Below are 14,745 nucleotides of genomic sequence, written 5' to 3'. Positions count from 1 at the left end.
TCGCGGGGGGCGCGGCCGGCCCGTCCCGGTGCGTCGGCCGGGACGGGCGGTGCCGCCCCGGGTCACTGCTGACGGATGAGCCGGTCGAGGTCGGGCTGCCGGTCGAGCACCCGGTACTTCTGCGCGAGTTCGGCGAGCTTCTGCAGGCTCGCCCGGTCGACGTCCCAGCCGAACGCCGGGAGCCGGACCGACTCCGCCACCGGCGGCGGCAGTTGGAGGTTGTCCTTGATGGCCTGTCGTACGGCCGGCTGGTTGGCGGGGTCCTGCGCCCACTCCAGGGTCTTCCTCATCGCCGCGGAGAAGTCCTCGACCAGCTTGGCGTCCTTGTCGGTGCGGGCGGTCGTGGTGATCGTGGTGAGGGTGGCCAGGCCGGGGACGACCGCCTGGTAGGGGGCGACGACCAGGGTGTCGCCCCGGCCCCTGAGCTGGGTGACGAAGGGTTCGGGCACCCAGGCGGCGTCGATGTTGCCCGCCGCCAGTTGGGCCGGGGCGTCGGGGAAGGCCACCTCGACGAACTTGATCTTTTTGGGGTCGCCGCCGTCCTGCTCCACCGCCGCCATGATGGTGACGTCGCCGGCCGCGCCCAGGCTGTTGACCGCGACCCGTTTGCCGGCGAGGTCGGCCGGTCGCCTGATGCCGGACTTCGCCGAGGCGACCACGGCGTTGATGTCGTCGCCGTCGGCGTACGAGGAGGCGTAGTTGCCGATGATGACGACGCCGAGGTTCTGCAGGTCGGCGCGGAACGGGCCGAAGGGCTGGCCGATCGCGAAGTCGATGTCGCCGTTCATCAGCGCCGGGATGGCCTGCGCGCCGCCCTGGGCGGGGACCACCTCGACCTGGAGCCCCCGCTCGGCGAAGATGCCCGCCTTGATGCCGCCCCACAGCGCGGCGGTCTCGGTGATCGGCAGCGCCGCGACCCGGACCTTGCGCAGGTCGCCGGAGGTCGGCGCGGACGGGGTGGACGCGTCGGAGTCGGTACATCCGGTGAGGGCGATCGCGGTGACGGCGATCAACCCGAGAGCCATGACCTTCTTCATTGACGAGGCCCTTCCTGGGCGGGGGTGGTGGGGTGCGTCGGAAGCCGGCGGGATGCCTCGGATCTGCGGGGGACGACCGCTGCGTGAGGGGCGTACGCCGCTGTGTTGGCCATGGTCAGCCACCCCGGCATCGAAAGTCAAGAATTTCTGACGCCCGTCATGGATAAGTTGAACGACGGTGCGTCATGGTGGCGTCGCCCCCGTCACACCTGACGGCAGGGGGCATCGCGGGGTGCCCGCCACCCCGGGCTGAGCTGCGGTCCGGCCCGGTCAGACCTCGGGCAGGCCCACGTAGTTCTCGGCCAGGCTCGTCGCGTAGGCGCGGGAGGTGGCGGCGTACCGCAGCGTCGCGGTCTGCAACTTCGCCTCGTACGGGTCGTCGTGCGCCAACCGGTGCAGCATCGAGGTCATCCACCAGGAGAAGTGCTGCGCCCGCCACACCCGGCGCAGCGCGGTGGTCGAGTAGCCGGCCAGCAGGTCGGTGCGGCCGTGGTCGTACCAGGCGGCGAACGCGTCGCCGAGCAGCGCCACGTCGGCCATCGCCAGGTTCATGCCCTTCGCCCCGGTCGGCGGGACGATGTGCACGGCGTCCCCGGCCAGGTACAGCCGCTCCCACTGCATCGGCTCCACCACGAAGCTGCGCATCGGGGTGATCGACTTCTCCAGCACCGGTCCCTCGGTGAGCGACCAGCCCGGCACCGTCTCCAGCCGGACCCGCAGCTCCGCCCAGATCCGCTCGTCCGGCCACGCGGCGAGGTCCTCGTCGGGGGCGACCTGGAGGTAGAGCCGGGAGACCTGCGGTGAGCGCATGCTGTAAAGGGCGAAACCCCGCTCGTGGTGGGCGTAGACGAGTTCCTCCACGGCCGGCGCGGCGGCGGCGAGCACCCCCAGCCAGGCGAACGGGTACGCCCGTTCGTAGCTGGTCAGCACCCCGTCGGGCACCGCGCCCCGGCTCACCCCGTGGAACCCGTCGCAGCCGGCCACGAAGTCGCAGCGCAGCTCCTCCTCGCGGCCGTCGCGTCGGTAGTGGACCACCGGGTCGGGGGAGTCGAGCCCGTCGAGCCGGGTCACCTCGGCGTCGAACAGGATCGTGCCGCCGGCCGCGAGGCGGGCGGCGATCAGGTCCTTGACGACCTCCTGCTGCCCGTAGACGGTGATCGCCCGCCCGGTCAGCTCGGTCATCGGCACCCGGTGCGACTCCCCGGCGAAGCGCAGCTCGATGCCCTCGTGCCGCAGCCCCTCGCGGAGCAGCCGCTCGCCGAGGCCGGTGCGACAGAGCAGGTCGACCGAGCCCTGTTCGAGCACCCCGGCGCGCAGCCGGTGCTCGACGTGCTCGCGGCTGCGGCTCTCCAGCACCACCGAGGCGATGCCGTGCCGGTGCAGCAGGTGCGACAGCATGAGTCCCGCCGGCCCGGCGCCGACGATGCCGACCTGGGTACGCATCCCGGTCCGTCCTTCCTGGACGCCTGACCGCCGCCCGGCTCCGGCCACGGGCCGCCGACGGTGTTCGCTGACCGAACGGGTGTTCTCTTCTAGAACGTTGGCACGTGCCCCGGCTCCCGTCAACGCCCTGCCCGGACGCCTGTCGACCGGCGTCGGGGGCGAGGCAGGACATTGACGGATGTCGCCGCCGGCCGTACGTTCGACATGAGCACGAGAGTCCGCATGGCGAACACCAGTCCGAGGCGAGGTGGCAGGCCCATGGCGAAGCTCGTCCCGCTGGCCGACGCCGTGGCGGAGTTGGTGCACGACGGCGACGTGGTGGCCCTGGAAGGGTTCACCCACCTCATCCCGTTCGCCGCCGGTCACGAGATCATCCGCCAGCGACGCCGGGAGCTGACCCTGGCGCGGATGACCCCCGACGTCATCTACGACCAGCTCATCGGGGCGGGATGTGCCCGCCGCCTGGTCTTCTCCTGGGGCGGCAACCCGGGAGTCGGTTCGCTGCACCGGTTCCGCGACGCCGTGCAGCACGCCTGGCCGGGTCCACTGGAGCTGGAGGAGCACAGCCACGCCGGGATGGCCAACCGCTACGTGGCCGGCGCGTCCGGGCTGCCGTTCGCCGTGCTGCGCGGCTACACCGGCACCGACCTGCCCCGGCACACGGCCAACATCCGACCGGTCGACTGCCCCTTCACCGGCGAGACCCTCACCGCCGTGGCGGCCCTGCGCCCCGACGTGACGGTGGTGCACGCCCAGCGCGCCGACCGGGCCGGCAACGTGCAGTTGTGGGGCATCACCGGCGTGCAGAAGGAGGCGGTGCTGGCCGCCCACCGGTCCCTGGTCACCGTCGAGGAGATCGTGGCCGAGCTGACGCCGGTGCCCGGCCAGGTGGTGCTGCCCGGCTGGGCGGTCACCGCCGTCGCCGAGGTGCCCGGCGGCGCGCACCCCTCCTACGCCCAGGGCTACTCGGTGCGGGACAACGACTTCTACCGGGCCTGGGACGCGGTCAGCCGGGACCGCGACACCTTCCGGGCCTGGCTCGACCGGCACGTGCACCGGGCCGGGGCGGCGGCGTGAACGCGCGGCCCGCCACCGGGCACCGACCGCGCCCCGGGGTGTCGACGTGAGCGGCCCGCGTCCGGGCACCGACTGGACCGCCGACGAGATGATGACCGTCGCCGCCGCCCGGCAACTGCGCGACGGCACGGCCTGCTTCGTCGGGATCGGGTTGCCGAGCACCGCGGCGAACCTCGCCCGGGTCACCCACGCCCCCAACCTGGTGCTCGTCTACGAGTCCGGCTGCCTCGGCGCGAAACCCGACCGGCTCCCGCTGTCCATCGGCGACGGCGTCCTCGCCGACACCGCCGACGCGGTGGTGTCGGTGCCCGAGGTGTTCAACTACTGGCTCCAACCCGGCCGGATCGACGTGGGTTTCCTCGGTGCGGCGCAACTCGACCGGTACGGCAACCTCAACACCACCGTCGTCGGCGACTACGCCACCCCGGCGGTCCGGCTGCCCGGTGCCGGTGGGGCGCCGGAGATCGCCGCCTCCTGCGGCGAGGTCGTGGTGATCGTGCGGCAGAGCCGCCGTACGTTCACCGAACGGGTCGACTTCGTCACCTCCGTCGGGTACGGGACAGGGGCGGGGGACCGGGAACGGCTCGGCCTGCGCGGCGGCGGCCCCCGACTGGTGATCACCGACCTCGGGGTCCTCGAACCCGACCCGGTCAGCTGCGAGCTGACCCTGACCCGGCTGCACCCCGGCGTGACCCGGGAGCAGGCGCGGGCGGCGGCCGGCTGGGACCTCGCCGTCGCCGAACCGCTGACCACCAACGACCCGCCGACGGCCCACGAGTTGGCGGTGCTGCGCGCGCTGGAGGCGACCAGGCACGGCACCCCTGCCGACCGGCCCCAGGCCCCAGGCCCGACCGTCTGACGGGAGACGACGATGACCGAGGACACCGCCCATCGGGCCGGCAGGGCGCCGGTGCTGCCGGCGTACCGGCGTGACGACGTCGACGTCCACCCACCCCTGCTCAGCCCCGACTACCGGTCGACGGTGGCGCGGGCACCACGGCGACCGCTGGCCCACCTGCCGCAGCGGCTGACCGAGGTCACCGGGCCGCTGCTGGGCCACGACCGGGTCGGTGACCTCGACCACGACCTGACCCGCCAGCACGACGCACCACCGCAGGGGCAGCGGATCATCGTGCACGGCCGGGTCCGCGACGGCGACGGCCGCCCGGTGCCCCACACACTGGTGGAGATCTGGCAGGCCAACGCCGCCGGACGCTACCGCCACACCGGCGACACCTGGCCGGCCCCGCTCGACCCGCACTTCGACGGCGTGGGACGCACGCTCACCGACGACCAGGGACGGTACCGGTTCGTCACCGTGCAGCCCGGGGCCTACCCCTGGCGTAACCACGACAACGCCTGGCGGCCGGCGCACATCCACTTTTCCCTCTTCGGTCGGGCGTTCACCCAACGCCTGGTCACCCAGATGTACTTCCCCGGCGACCCGCTCTTCTTCCAGGACCCGGTGCTGCACTCCGTCCGTGACCCCGCAGCCCGGCAACGGCTGATCGCCCGGTACGACCACGCCGGCACCGAGCCGGAGTGGGCGCTGGCCTACGCGTTCGACATCGTGCTGCGGGGCCGGGAGGACACCCCCTTCGAGGACGGCGACGACGATGCGTGACCGGCTGGGCGTCACCCCCGCGCAGACCGTCGGGCCGTACCTGAGCATCGGGCTGCGCTGGCCCGACGGCCCGTACGTCGTCCCCGACGGCACCCCCGGCGCGTTCTGGATCCGGGGCCGGATCGTCGACGGCGCCGGGGACCCCGTGGTCGACGCGCTGGTGGAGAGTTGGCAGGCCGACCCGGACGGCCGGTTCGACCACCCGGACGACCCGCGTGGGGCCCGGCCACCGGCGCTCGCCGGGTTCCGGGGATTCGGGCGCAGCGAGACCGACGACCAGGGCTGCTACCGGCTGCTCACCGTCCGACCGGGGGCGTTGCCCGACCCGGACGGCGGTGTCGAGGCACCGCACCTGACCCTGTCGGTCCTCGGCCGGGGGCTGCTGCACCGCCTGGTGACCCGGCTCTACTTCCCCGACGAGCCGGCGGCGAACGCCACCGACCCGGTGCTGACCGGCATCGACCCCGACCGCCGCGACACCCTGCTGGCCGCTGCCGCGCCGGACGGGTTCCGCTTCGACATCCACCTGCAGGGTGACCGTGAGACCGTCTTCTTCGCCCTCTGACGGCCTGCTCTCCGGCCTGTCCGGCAACCCGGACGTGGACGGCGAACTCGACGATCCGGCCCTGCTGCGGGCGCTGCTCGACGCGGAGGCCGCACTCGCCCGGGCCGGTGCGGACGCCGGGGTGCTGCCGGCCGCGGCGGCCGACGCGATCGTCGCCCGCTGCCACGCCGAGCGGTACGACCCGGCGGCACTCGGCCGGGCCGCCGACGCGGCCGGAAACCCGGTCGTCCCGCTCGTGCGGGAGCTGACCGCCGCCGTGCCCGGACCCGTCCGGGGGTGGGTGCACCACGGAGCGACCAGCCAGGACATCATGGACACCGCGCTGAGCCTGGTGGCCGTCCGGGCACTCGGGCCGGTGCTGCGCCACCTCGACGAGGCTGTCGCCGCCGCCGCCCGGCTCGCCGACACCCACCGCGACACCGTGCTGGTCGGCCGGACCCTCGGACAGCAGGCGGCACCCACCACGTTCGGGCTCACCGCCGCCGGCTGGCTGACCGGCCTCACGCAGGCCCGTGACCGGCTCCGACAGGCCGGCGACGGGCAGCCCGCGCAACTCGGCGGTGCGGTCGGCACCCTGGCCGCACTCGGCCCGGCCGGCCCCGAGATCGCCGCCCGGTTCGCCGCCCGGCTGGGGCTGCCCGCGACCGCGCTGCCCTGGCACACCCGACGACAGCCCCGCCTCGACCTGGCCGCCGCCCTCGGGGGCCTGCTCGCGGCCACCGGCAAGGTGGCGCTCGACGTCGGGCTGCTCGCCGGCACCGAGGTCGGTGAGGTCACCGAGGGCGGCACCGGCCGGGGTGGCTCCTCGGCCATGCCGCACAAACGCAACCCGGTGGACTCGATCCTGATCGGTGCCGCCGCGCGCCGTGGTCCGGGCCTCGTCGCCACGTTGTACGCCGCAGCGGTGCAGGAACACGAGCGGGCCGCCGGTGGCTGGCACGCCGAATGGGAGCCGCTGCGCGACCTGCTGCACCTGGCCGGCGGCGTCAGCGGCCGGTGCGCCCGGCTGCTGGCCGGGCTGCGGGTCGATCCAGGGCGGATGCGGGCGAACCTCGACGCGACCGGTGGGCGGGTGCTCGCCGAGGCCGTCGCCGCCCGGCTGGCCCCCGCCGTCGGGCGCGACGTCGCGCACGACCTGGTCACCCGCGCCGCCGCCGCACCCGCGTTCCGCGCCGCGCTGCTCGCCGACCCCGAGATCCGCGCCCACCTGTCCGGGACGGAGATCGACGAGGCGCTCGACCCGTACCGCTGGCTCGGGTCGGCCGGCGTGTTCGTCGACCGGGCGTTGGCCGCCGCCCGGGCAGCGCAGGCATGACCGCCCGGCTGCACCTCACCGTCGACGGTCCGGCCGCCGCGCCGGTGCTGCTGCTCGGCGGCTCCCTCGGCACCGCCGCCGCGATGTGGCAACCCCAGGTCCCGGCGCTCGCCGAGCGGTTTCGGGTCATCCGGTACGACCACCTGGGCCACGGTCGGTCGGCGGTGCCGGCCGGGCCGTACACCCTGGATCTGCTGGGCCGGGAAGTGCTGCGGACGCTGGACCGTCTCGACGTGCCGTGGGTCCACTACGCGGGGTTGTCCCTCGGCGGCATGGTCGGCATGTGGCTCGCCGCCCACGCGCCCGACCGGGTGCGGCGGCTGGCCCTGCTGTGCACCTCGGCGTGGCTCGGCCCGGCCGGGCCGTGGCGGGAACGGGCGGCGACGGTGCGCGCCGGTGGCCTGCCGGCGATCGCCGACGCGGTGGTGGCCCGCTGGTTCACCCCGGCGTTCGCCACCGCCCGGCCGAACGTGGTGGCCGCGCACCGCGCCATGCTGACCGCGACCTCCCCGGCCGGATACGCGGCCTGCTGCGAGGCGATCGCCGCGATGGACCTGCGCCCCGACCTGGACCGGATCGTCACACCGACCCTGGTCGTCGCGGGCGCGGACGACCCGGCCACCCCGGTGGCACACGCCCGGGAGATCGTCGGACGCGTCCCCGGTGCGCGGTTGGTCGTCCTCGACGCCGCGGCGCACCTGGCCAACGTCGAGCAACCCGCGCGGGTGGGCCGACTGCTGCGGGAACACTTCGAGGAACCGGGTGGATGATGGACGACCACGAGCGGCACGAGGCCGGCATGACGGTACGCCGGCAGGTGCTCGGCGACGCGCACGTCGACCGCGCGGTCGCCGGCACCGACGGTTTCACCGCCGACTTCCAGGACTTCATCACCCGCTACGCCTGGGGGGAGGTGTGGACCCGTCCCGGCCTCGACCGGCGTACCCGCAGCTGCATCACCCTCGCCGTGCTCGCCGCCCTGCGCCACGAGGAGGAGCTGGCGATGCACGTACGGGCCGCGCTGGGCAACGGGCTGACCGAACAGGAGGTGGCGGAGGTCCTGCTCCAGGTGGGCGTCTACGCTGGCGTACCGGCGGCGAACCGGGCGTTCACGGTGGCCCGGGAGGCCCTGCGGCGGGAGGCTGGGTGAGGTGGGCGGTCAGGCGGCACGGTCACCGGAGTTCGTGCAGTCGTTGGAGCGTGGGCTCGCGGTGATCCGGGCGTTCGACGCCGAGCATCCGCAGCTCACCCTGAGCGACGTGGCCCGCCGCACCGGGCTGACCCGGGCCGCGGCCCGCCGGTTCCTGCTCACCCTGGTCGAGCTGGGGTACGTGCACACCGACGGCCGGCTGTTCTCGCTGCGGGCGCGGATCCTCGCCCTCGGCTACGCCTACCTGTCCGGCCTGGGCCTGCCCGAGATCGCCCAACCGCACATGGAAGCGTTGGTCGCGCAGGTGCACGAGTCCTGCTCGGTGTCGGTGCTCGACGGCGACGAGGTGGTCTACGTCGCCCGGGTGCCCACCAAACGGATCATGACGGTGGGAATCAGCGTCGGCACCCGGTTCCCCGCGTACGCCACGTCGATGGGTCGGGTGCTGCTCGCCGCGCAACCCGCAGACCGGCTGGCCGACTACCTCGCCACCGCGCAGCTGCAACAGTTGACCCGGCGCACCGTCACCGACCCGGCGAAGCTACGGGCGATCCTGACGAAGATCGCCGCCCAGGGGTACGCGATCGTGGACCAGGAGTTGGAGGAGGGTTTACGGTCGCTGGCCGCGCCGGTCCACGGTGCGCACGGCGCGGTGGTCGCGGCGGTGAACCTGTCCGCCCACGCCAGCCGGGGGTCGTTCGAGCTGATCCGGCGGGAACTGCTCCCACCGCTGCTGGCCACGGCCCGGCGGATCGAGGAGGACCTGCGTGGCCCGTCCTGAACCGGCCGCCACCGCCCCGGGCCCGTCGGCACCGGCGCCCTGTCGTCACTGGACCCGGTAGAGCCGGCTCGCCGGGTCCACGACGGCGGTCAACTGCCGGCCGGGCACGAGTCCCGGATCGACGGGCCGGACCGTGTCCGCCTCGAAGGGGGCGAAGCCGGGCCCGCTGATCCGCAGGCGCAGGGCGAGCCCCGGGTCCTCTCCGCCCAGGTGGTGCGCGACGGAGAGCACCTCGGCCGTGGCGGCGACCCCGGTGGCGTCGAGCTGGCGGGCGTCGCGGCGGGACCGGTCGACCACCCGCCAGCCGAAGACACCGAAGCCGACCCCGACGATCGTGGTGAACACCCCGCCGGCGACGGTCCCCCAGTGCTCCCCGGCGGACACCGCCAGGTCGCCGGTCACGTCGGCGGCGAGCAGGACCGGGCCGGGCAGGCAGATGGCCACGAAGACCAGCCGGCAGAGCAACGCGCCGACCGGACCGATGCGGGATTCCGCCTCCCGGGGTGCGCTCGTCATTCCGGCACCCTAGAACACCGCTCGTCGTCCGGGCACCCCGCAGCGCCGCCCGTCGTCCGGGCACCCCCGTAGCGCAGCCCGTCGTCCGGGCACCCGGGGGTCGTGCGGATGGGTCGGCACCAGGCCCCGGCCCACCCGCACGGACTGCTTCCCCGGCTGTGCGACGGTCAGCTGCCGGTACAGGTGGCGGTGGCGCCGGCGCCGGTCCCGGTGCCCTGGAACCCGAAGCTGGTGCCCTGCCCGGCGCCCAGCCGTCCGTTGTAGCTCTGGTTGGTGACGGTGATGGTGCCGCTCGTGCCGGTGGCGACGCCGTTCCACACCGAGCTGACCGCAGCGCCACCGGGCAGGTTGAGGGTGACCCGCCAGCCGGTGAGCGCGCTGGTCCCCGCGGTGACGCTGACGTTGGCGACGAATCCGCCGTTCCACTGGTCCTGCACGGCGTAGACGGCGGTGCAGCCGGCGCCACCGGGCGGGGGAGTGGTGGGCGGGGGCGTCGTCGGCGGCGGGGTGGTCGGCGGGGGAGTGGTCGGCGGTGGGGTGGTGGGGGGCGGGGTGGTCGGCGGCGGGCCGTCGAGCGTCAGGTTCTTCTGCTGGACGGTCCACTGGGTGCGGCACAGCCCGCAGTTCGCGCCGACGAAGTTGCTGCCGGCGGTGGTGTCGCCCTTGAGCCGCCACTTGAGGTAGAGCACCGCCACCCGGCCGAACTCGCCCCCGTTGGGCTGGTCGTAGGTGCCGCCGTGCCCGACGTTCAGGTTGCCCATGAAGGCGGGCAGCCCGGCGGGCAGCTTGCCCCAGTCGTCGATGGCGTTGGGGTAGGCGATGTCGCTGGGCCCGCCGACGAAGTAGGCGATCGGTTTGGTGAGCCGTCGCAGCTGGTAGTCGTCGGCGTCGTTGAGCAGGCCGCTGCTGAAGATGCCGGTGGTGGTGACACGCGGGTCGTTGGAGACGGCGTACGCCTCCAGGCCGCCGCAGGAGAAGCCGGCGACGGCGACCTTGCCGGTGTCGATCCGGTTGTAGTACTTGCTGCCCTGGCGGGAGTTCTCCGCCACCGCCCAGTCGATGGACTGGGTGAGCATCTGCGAGTTGGTGGAGCCGGAGGCGTTCGGGCCGCCGTTGGCGATGGCCAGGAAGCCGTGCGAGGCGATCTCACGCAGGAAGTTGCCCTGCGAGAGACCGTTGGCCGAGCAGCCGCCGTTGCCCCACACCAGGATCGGCAGGCGTTCGGTCGGCAGCGTCTGGGGTCGGAAGATGGTGTGGTTGGGCAGGCTGGTCGCGGTTTCGTAGTCGGCGGGATAGGGCCCCGATCCGCCGACTGCGGCGTCGGCCGGCGTCGCGCCGAGGGCCATCAGCACGGCTGCTGCCGGCACCAGCGCGGCGGTCAGGCCCGCGTACAGCTTCGATCTCCTTGGCATGCACCCTCCTGCGGGTGTCGGCGGTGGCACCCCCTGCGGTGGCGGGTCTGCCGCCGGGCCCGACCAGGGTGGTCAGCGCCGGCAACGGGCGGGCCGACGTGGACGCGTCGACCGGCTGGCCGCAGTCCCCACAGGCGGTCGCGGTATGCAGTTACTATCACTGCGGTAACGAAAAGTGTCAATGTATTGCCCGTCTGGCGGACCGGTCCGACGCCGTCCGTGCGTTGCCGCCCGGGCACACCCGCACCCCCGGCGTCAGCCGGTGCGGCGGAGGGCTCCGCGCGAGCCGCCGGTCGGCTCCGGGCGGGCGGCGTGGAAGTGGGTGATCCACCCGGCGGCGTCCGGCCAGTGCGGGGTGGTCACCTCGACCAGGCGGGCCTGGGCGAGCGCGCCGAGCCCCGCGTGGATGTCCAGGAAGGTCTCCCGGGCCTGCTGGCGGGGCCAGGGCGTCGGCAGCAGGTGCGTGGGCAGGTCCGGGTCGGTGTCGGCGAACCTGCGCCAGGAGTCCATCGCGGAGGTCCGCGCCACCAGCGCCGTGGCCGGGTCGACCGTGCCCCGGCGGGCGGCCACCCGCAACGGCGCGAACCGCGCGACGAAGGCCGCGTAGCCGGCGGCCAGCCCGGTCAGGTCGTACGCGGCAGCCGGGCCGTGCGGTCCGGCCTCCTCGTCGAAGCGGACGTGCAGCACCGACCAGCGGGCCCCCTCGACGGGGTGCAGCAGCGCCGCCAGCTCCGCCCTGACCGGTGCGGCGTGACTGCCCGGCGTGATCCACACGCTGTCGTAGAGCCGCACGAAACCGTGCGCGGTCAACGCCCGGCGCAGCGTGTGCCGGGCCGCCTGGCCGCAGCTGGGCAGGGAGAAGGAGACCTGCACCCAGTCCCCGGTCCAGGGCGGCGGCTGCGCGCCGAAGTCCAGGAAGTGCCGCATCCGGGAGCGGTGCCGGGCGATCGCCGCAGGTGTGAGGTGGTAGACCGGCGGCCGGGTGTCGCCCCGGATCGCGATCAGGCCCCGCTTGACCAGCCGGGACAGGGCGGCCCGGGCGCTGGGCTCGGTGACCCCGAACTCCCGCAGCATCGCGATGACCGCCCCCGACGGCAGGTCGGCCGCCGCGGAGTCGAGGTATTCGCCGAGCAGGGTGGCCAGCAGGTGCTGCGGGCTAGAACCGTGCTGGGCCCGGGGGGTGCGGACGTCGTCGACGGGCTGTTCGGCGTTCACCCCGTCAGATTGCCGCACCGCCGGACGTTCGACGCCGCTGGCCGGCCCGGCGGCTCACCCGGTCGCCGGGTCGCCCCACCCCGCCGGGAGGCCCGGGGCCGCCGCGCCGGTGGCCGGCTCACCCGGCCCGGCGGCTGCGGGTCAGCGCCAGCACGCCCAGCCCGACGGCGAGCAACCCCAGCAGCAGGGCCAGGTAACCGCCACCGCGCCCGTTGCCGGTGCCGATGCCACTGTCCGAAGTGGCCACCACCAGTCCGCCCAGGGCCGTGCCGGCCACCCCCGCCGCCAGGGCCAGGACGGCGCCGCGCCGACCGCCGCCGAGCCGCCCGGTGGGCCGGCCCAGCGCCAGCGCACCGACGACCAGCCCGGCCAGGCCCAGCAGCGCGGCGAGCGTCGCCCCGAGCCGTCCGGCGCTCATGGTGGTGACGCCGACGGCGGCCTGCCGCGCCGAGGGGTGCGCCGATGCCGGGGCGGCGAACCAGGTCCCGCCGAGAACGACGGCGGTGACGGTCGTCGCCACCAGCCGGGACGCCCGGGAAGTGCCTACTGCCCGCATGATGTTCCTCCTGTCCACGACGCGTGGTCCCACGCGTTGATCTCCCCGATCATGTCGCCGGGCCCGGCCGTCGTCGTCCGGCGAACGTGGACGGTTCGCACTGCCGCCGGGGCGTACCCGGGCACTGCCGACGCGGTAGGGGTACCGCGTCCGTGGTAGCCCCCGGGTCGCCCGCGAGCAGGACCCGCCGGGCGGTGGCACCCGGTTAGGGTGCGCGCATGAGCACAGCACGCCGCGGTGTCCGGGACTGGGCGATCGCCGGCGCGGTGGCGGTGACGCTGGTGGTCACCGGGCTGGCCGGTCACTCCGGTGACCCGGGTCGCTCCCCGGTCGGCTACGCGTTGCTGGCGGCCGGTGGCCTGGCCCTTGCCGCCCGCCGCCGCGCCCCGGTCGCCGTGCTGGTCGGCACCGGGGTGTGCGCGGTGGGGTGCCAGGCGGCCGGCTTCGACGTGCCCGCCGTCGCCTTCCTGTTCGCCGTGTACGCCGCCGTCCGGGCGGGGCACCGCACGGCCACGGTGGTGGCGGCGGTGACGATGCTGGTGGCGCTGCCGCTGGTGGCTCTCGGCCCGCCGCAGCAACTGGCCCTGGGCGCGGCGCTCGCCCGGTCCCGGGGGGTGCTCGAACTGGCCTGGCTGGTCGCCGCCGGTGCGGCGGGGGAGGCGTTGCGGCAGGCCGAGCGGCGGGCGGACGAGGCCGAGCGTACCCGGGAGGAGGCCGCACGGCGTCGGGCCGATGAGGAGCGACTGCACATCGCGCGGGAGCTGCACGACTCGCTCACCCACCAGATATCGGTCATCAAGGTGCAGTCCGAGGTGGCCGTGCACCTGGCCCGCAGGCGCGGCGAGGAGGTGCCGGAGGCCCTGCTGGCGATCCGGGCGGCCGGTCGGGAGGCGACCCGGGAGCTGCGGGCCACCCTGGAGGTGCTACGGGACGACGGTGGGTCCACGCCGCGCGGTCTCGACCACGTCCCGGAACTGGTGCGTCAGGCCCGGGCAGCCGGGCTGGACACCACGCTGACCGTCGGGGGAGACCCGCACGACGTTTCGACGGCGGTCGGTCGGACGGCGTACCGGATCGTCCAGGAGTCGCTCACCAACGTCACCCGGCACGCCGCCGCCGCCACGGCGTCGGTCCGGATCGACTACCGTCCGGGTGCGCTCGCCATCCAGGTCGACGACGACGGCAGCGCCCTCCCGGCCGACGTGCCGACGCGCGGCGTCGGACTGCTCGGCATGCGTGAACGGGTGGCCGCGCTCGGCGGCCGGCTGCGCGCCGGACCGCGCGGGGACGGCGGGTTCACCGTCCACGCCGAGCTTCCCACGGGTGGCACGCCGTGATCCGGGTCCTGCTGGTGGACGACCAACCGCTGCTGCGTAGCGGCTTCCGTGCGTTGCTCGACATGGAGGACGACATCGAGGTGGTGGGGGAGGCCGCCGACGGTGTGGCGGCGGTGACGCTCGCCCGCCGGCACCGGCCGGACATCGCGCTGCTCGACATCCAGATGCCGGTGATGGACGGCATCGAGGCGACCCGGCGCATCGTCGCGGACCCGACCCTGACCGGGGTGCACGTGGTCATCCTGACCAACTACGGCCTGGACGAGTACGTCTTCGACGCGTTACGCGCCGGTGCGGCCGGGTTCCTGGTCAAGGACGTCGTGCCGGAGGACTTCCTGCACGCGGTCCGGGTCGCCGCTCGGGGTGACGCCCTGCTCGCGCCGTCGATCACCCGCAGACTCATCGACCGGTACGTCGCCGCCCGCCCCCGGGTCGACGCCGGCGTCGGGTTGGCCGGGCTGACCGGCCGGGAGCGCGAGACCGTCGTCCTGGTCGCGCGGGGGCTGTCCACCGCGGAGATCGCCGCCCGGTTGGTGATCAGCCCGTTGACCGCGAAGACCCACATCAACCGGGCGATGACCAAGCTCCACGCCCGCGACCGGGCCCAACTGGTGATCATCGCCTACGAGTCCGGCCTGGTCGCCCCCGGCGGAGGATGAGCGACACGGCGGCCTGCGGGTGACGTGCCGACGAGCGGGCGGGCGGCGGTCGGCCTCG

General features: G+C 74.5%; 16 protein-coding genes. 10 read left to right on the top strand and 6 right to left on the bottom strand.

All coding sequences use genetic code 11. The features are described from left to right. Positions 1-62: 62 nt before the first annotated feature. Both AB0B63_RS13785 and AB0B63_RS13780 read right to left on the bottom strand, forming a co-directional pair. Positions 63-1,037 carry an ABC transporter substrate-binding protein gene (locus tag AB0B63_RS13785; protein WP_357018068.1) on the bottom strand — a complete coding sequence of 325 codons (975 nt, stop codon included), beginning with the start codon at positions 1,035-1,037 and terminating at the stop codon, positions 63-65. Between the two features lie 270 nt (positions 1,038-1,307). Next, positions 1,308-2,480, bottom strand: coding sequence for a 4-hydroxybenzoate 3-monooxygenase (locus tag AB0B63_RS13780; RefSeq protein ID WP_357018065.1), 1,173 nt, complete (start codon positions 2,478-2,480; stop codon positions 1,308-1,310). A gap of 258 nt (positions 2,481-2,738) precedes the next feature. Here AB0B63_RS13780 and AB0B63_RS13775 point away from each other — a divergent pair, with 258 nt between their 5' ends. The 8 genes from AB0B63_RS13775 to AB0B63_RS13740 all read left to right on the top strand — a co-directional run bounded on the left by AB0B63_RS13775 (position 2,739) and on the right by AB0B63_RS13740 (position 8,992). Then, positions 2,739-3,557, top strand: a complete 819-nt coding sequence (locus AB0B63_RS13775) for a CoA-transferase (RefSeq protein ID WP_208570595.1) — start codon at positions 2,739-2,741, stop codon at positions 3,555-3,557. An 88-nt stretch (positions 3,558-3,645) separates the two neighbouring features. Next, complete coding sequence (locus AB0B63_RS13770) at positions 3,646-4,416, top strand: CoA-transferase (RefSeq protein WP_357018182.1); 771 nt, start codon at positions 3,646-3,648, stop codon at positions 4,414-4,416. Positions 4,417-4,428: 12 nt separating this feature from the next. Then, a complete protein-coding gene (pcaH, locus tag AB0B63_RS13765) occupies positions 4,429-5,181 on the top strand; it encodes a protocatechuate 3,4-dioxygenase subunit beta (protein ID WP_208570596.1) in 753 nt (250 codons plus the stop codon). Continuing rightward, positions 5,174-5,746 carry a protocatechuate 3,4-dioxygenase subunit alpha gene (gene pcaG / locus AB0B63_RS13760; RefSeq protein WP_208570597.1) on the top strand — a complete coding sequence of 191 codons (573 nt, stop codon included), beginning with the start codon at positions 5,174-5,176 and terminating at the stop codon, positions 5,744-5,746. The genes pcaH and pcaG overlap by 8 nt, the downstream gene beginning before the upstream one ends. Continuing rightward, a complete protein-coding gene (gene pcaB / locus AB0B63_RS13755) occupies positions 5,721-7,061 on the top strand; it encodes a 3-carboxy-cis,cis-muconate cycloisomerase (RefSeq protein WP_357018059.1) in 1,341 nt (446 codons plus the stop codon). Before pcaG ends, pcaB begins: the two co-directional genes overlap by 26 nt. After that, on the top strand, positions 7,058-7,831 hold the full coding sequence (gene pcaD, locus AB0B63_RS13750) for a 3-oxoadipate enol-lactonase (RefSeq protein ID WP_357018056.1): 774 nt from the start codon (positions 7,058-7,060) through the stop codon (positions 7,829-7,831). The genes pcaB and pcaD overlap by 4 nt, the downstream gene beginning before the upstream one ends. Beyond that, positions 7,831-8,211 (top strand): 4-carboxymuconolactone decarboxylase, encoded by a 381-nt coding sequence (pcaC, locus tag AB0B63_RS13745; RefSeq protein ID WP_219469907.1) that lies wholly within the window; start codon positions 7,831-7,833, stop codon positions 8,209-8,211. Before pcaD ends, pcaC begins: the two co-directional genes overlap by 1 nt. A 1-nt stretch (position 8,212) precedes the next feature. Further along, positions 8,213-8,992 (top strand): IclR family transcriptional regulator, encoded by a 780-nt coding sequence (locus AB0B63_RS13740; protein WP_357018053.1) that lies wholly within the window; start codon positions 8,213-8,215, stop codon positions 8,990-8,992. A 45-nt stretch (positions 8,993-9,037) separates the two neighbouring features. On the opposite strand, the gene AB0B63_RS13735 is transcribed toward AB0B63_RS13740, so the two are convergent. From AB0B63_RS13735 to AB0B63_RS13720, 4 genes are all read right to left on the bottom strand, one after another. Continuing rightward, a complete protein-coding gene (locus AB0B63_RS13735) occupies positions 9,038-9,508 on the bottom strand; it encodes a hypothetical protein (RefSeq protein WP_357018050.1) in 471 nt (156 codons plus the stop codon). Between the two features lie 167 nt (positions 9,509-9,675). After that, positions 9,676-10,920: a cellulose binding domain-containing protein gene (locus tag AB0B63_RS13730; protein ID WP_357018047.1), complete on the bottom strand. Its 1,245-nt coding sequence runs from the start codon at positions 10,918-10,920 to the stop codon at positions 9,676-9,678. 255 nt (positions 10,921-11,175) lie between these two features. Continuing rightward, positions 11,176-12,135, bottom strand: coding sequence for a PaaX family transcriptional regulator C-terminal domain-containing protein (locus tag AB0B63_RS13725; RefSeq protein ID WP_357018044.1), 960 nt, complete (start codon positions 12,133-12,135; stop codon positions 11,176-11,178). Positions 12,136-12,253: 118 nt separating this feature from the next. After that, the gene (locus AB0B63_RS13720) at positions 12,254-12,691 is read right to left on the bottom strand and encodes a DUF6223 family protein (RefSeq protein WP_357018041.1); all 438 of its coding nucleotides are present in this window, start codon (positions 12,689-12,691) and stop codon (positions 12,254-12,256) included. A 218-nt stretch (positions 12,692-12,909) separates the two neighbouring features. Between AB0B63_RS13720 and AB0B63_RS13715 the strand changes: the two genes are divergently transcribed. Beyond that, positions 12,910-14,028 carry a histidine kinase gene (locus AB0B63_RS13715; protein WP_357018038.1) on the top strand — a complete coding sequence of 373 codons (1,119 nt, stop codon included), beginning with the start codon at positions 12,910-12,912 and terminating at the stop codon, positions 14,026-14,028. Next, on the top strand, positions 14,025-14,687 hold the full coding sequence (locus AB0B63_RS13710) for a response regulator transcription factor (protein ID WP_357018035.1): 663 nt from the start codon (positions 14,025-14,027) through the stop codon (positions 14,685-14,687). Before AB0B63_RS13715 ends, AB0B63_RS13710 begins: the two co-directional genes overlap by 4 nt. Positions 14,688-14,745 lie beyond the last annotated feature (58 nt).

Source organism: Micromonospora sp. NPDC049081 (assembly GCF_040648835.1).
GTDB lineage: Bacteria > Actinomycetota > Actinomycetes > Mycobacteriales > Micromonosporaceae > Micromonospora > Micromonospora antibiotica.
This window is presented reverse-complemented; position numbering and strand designations above follow the sequence as displayed.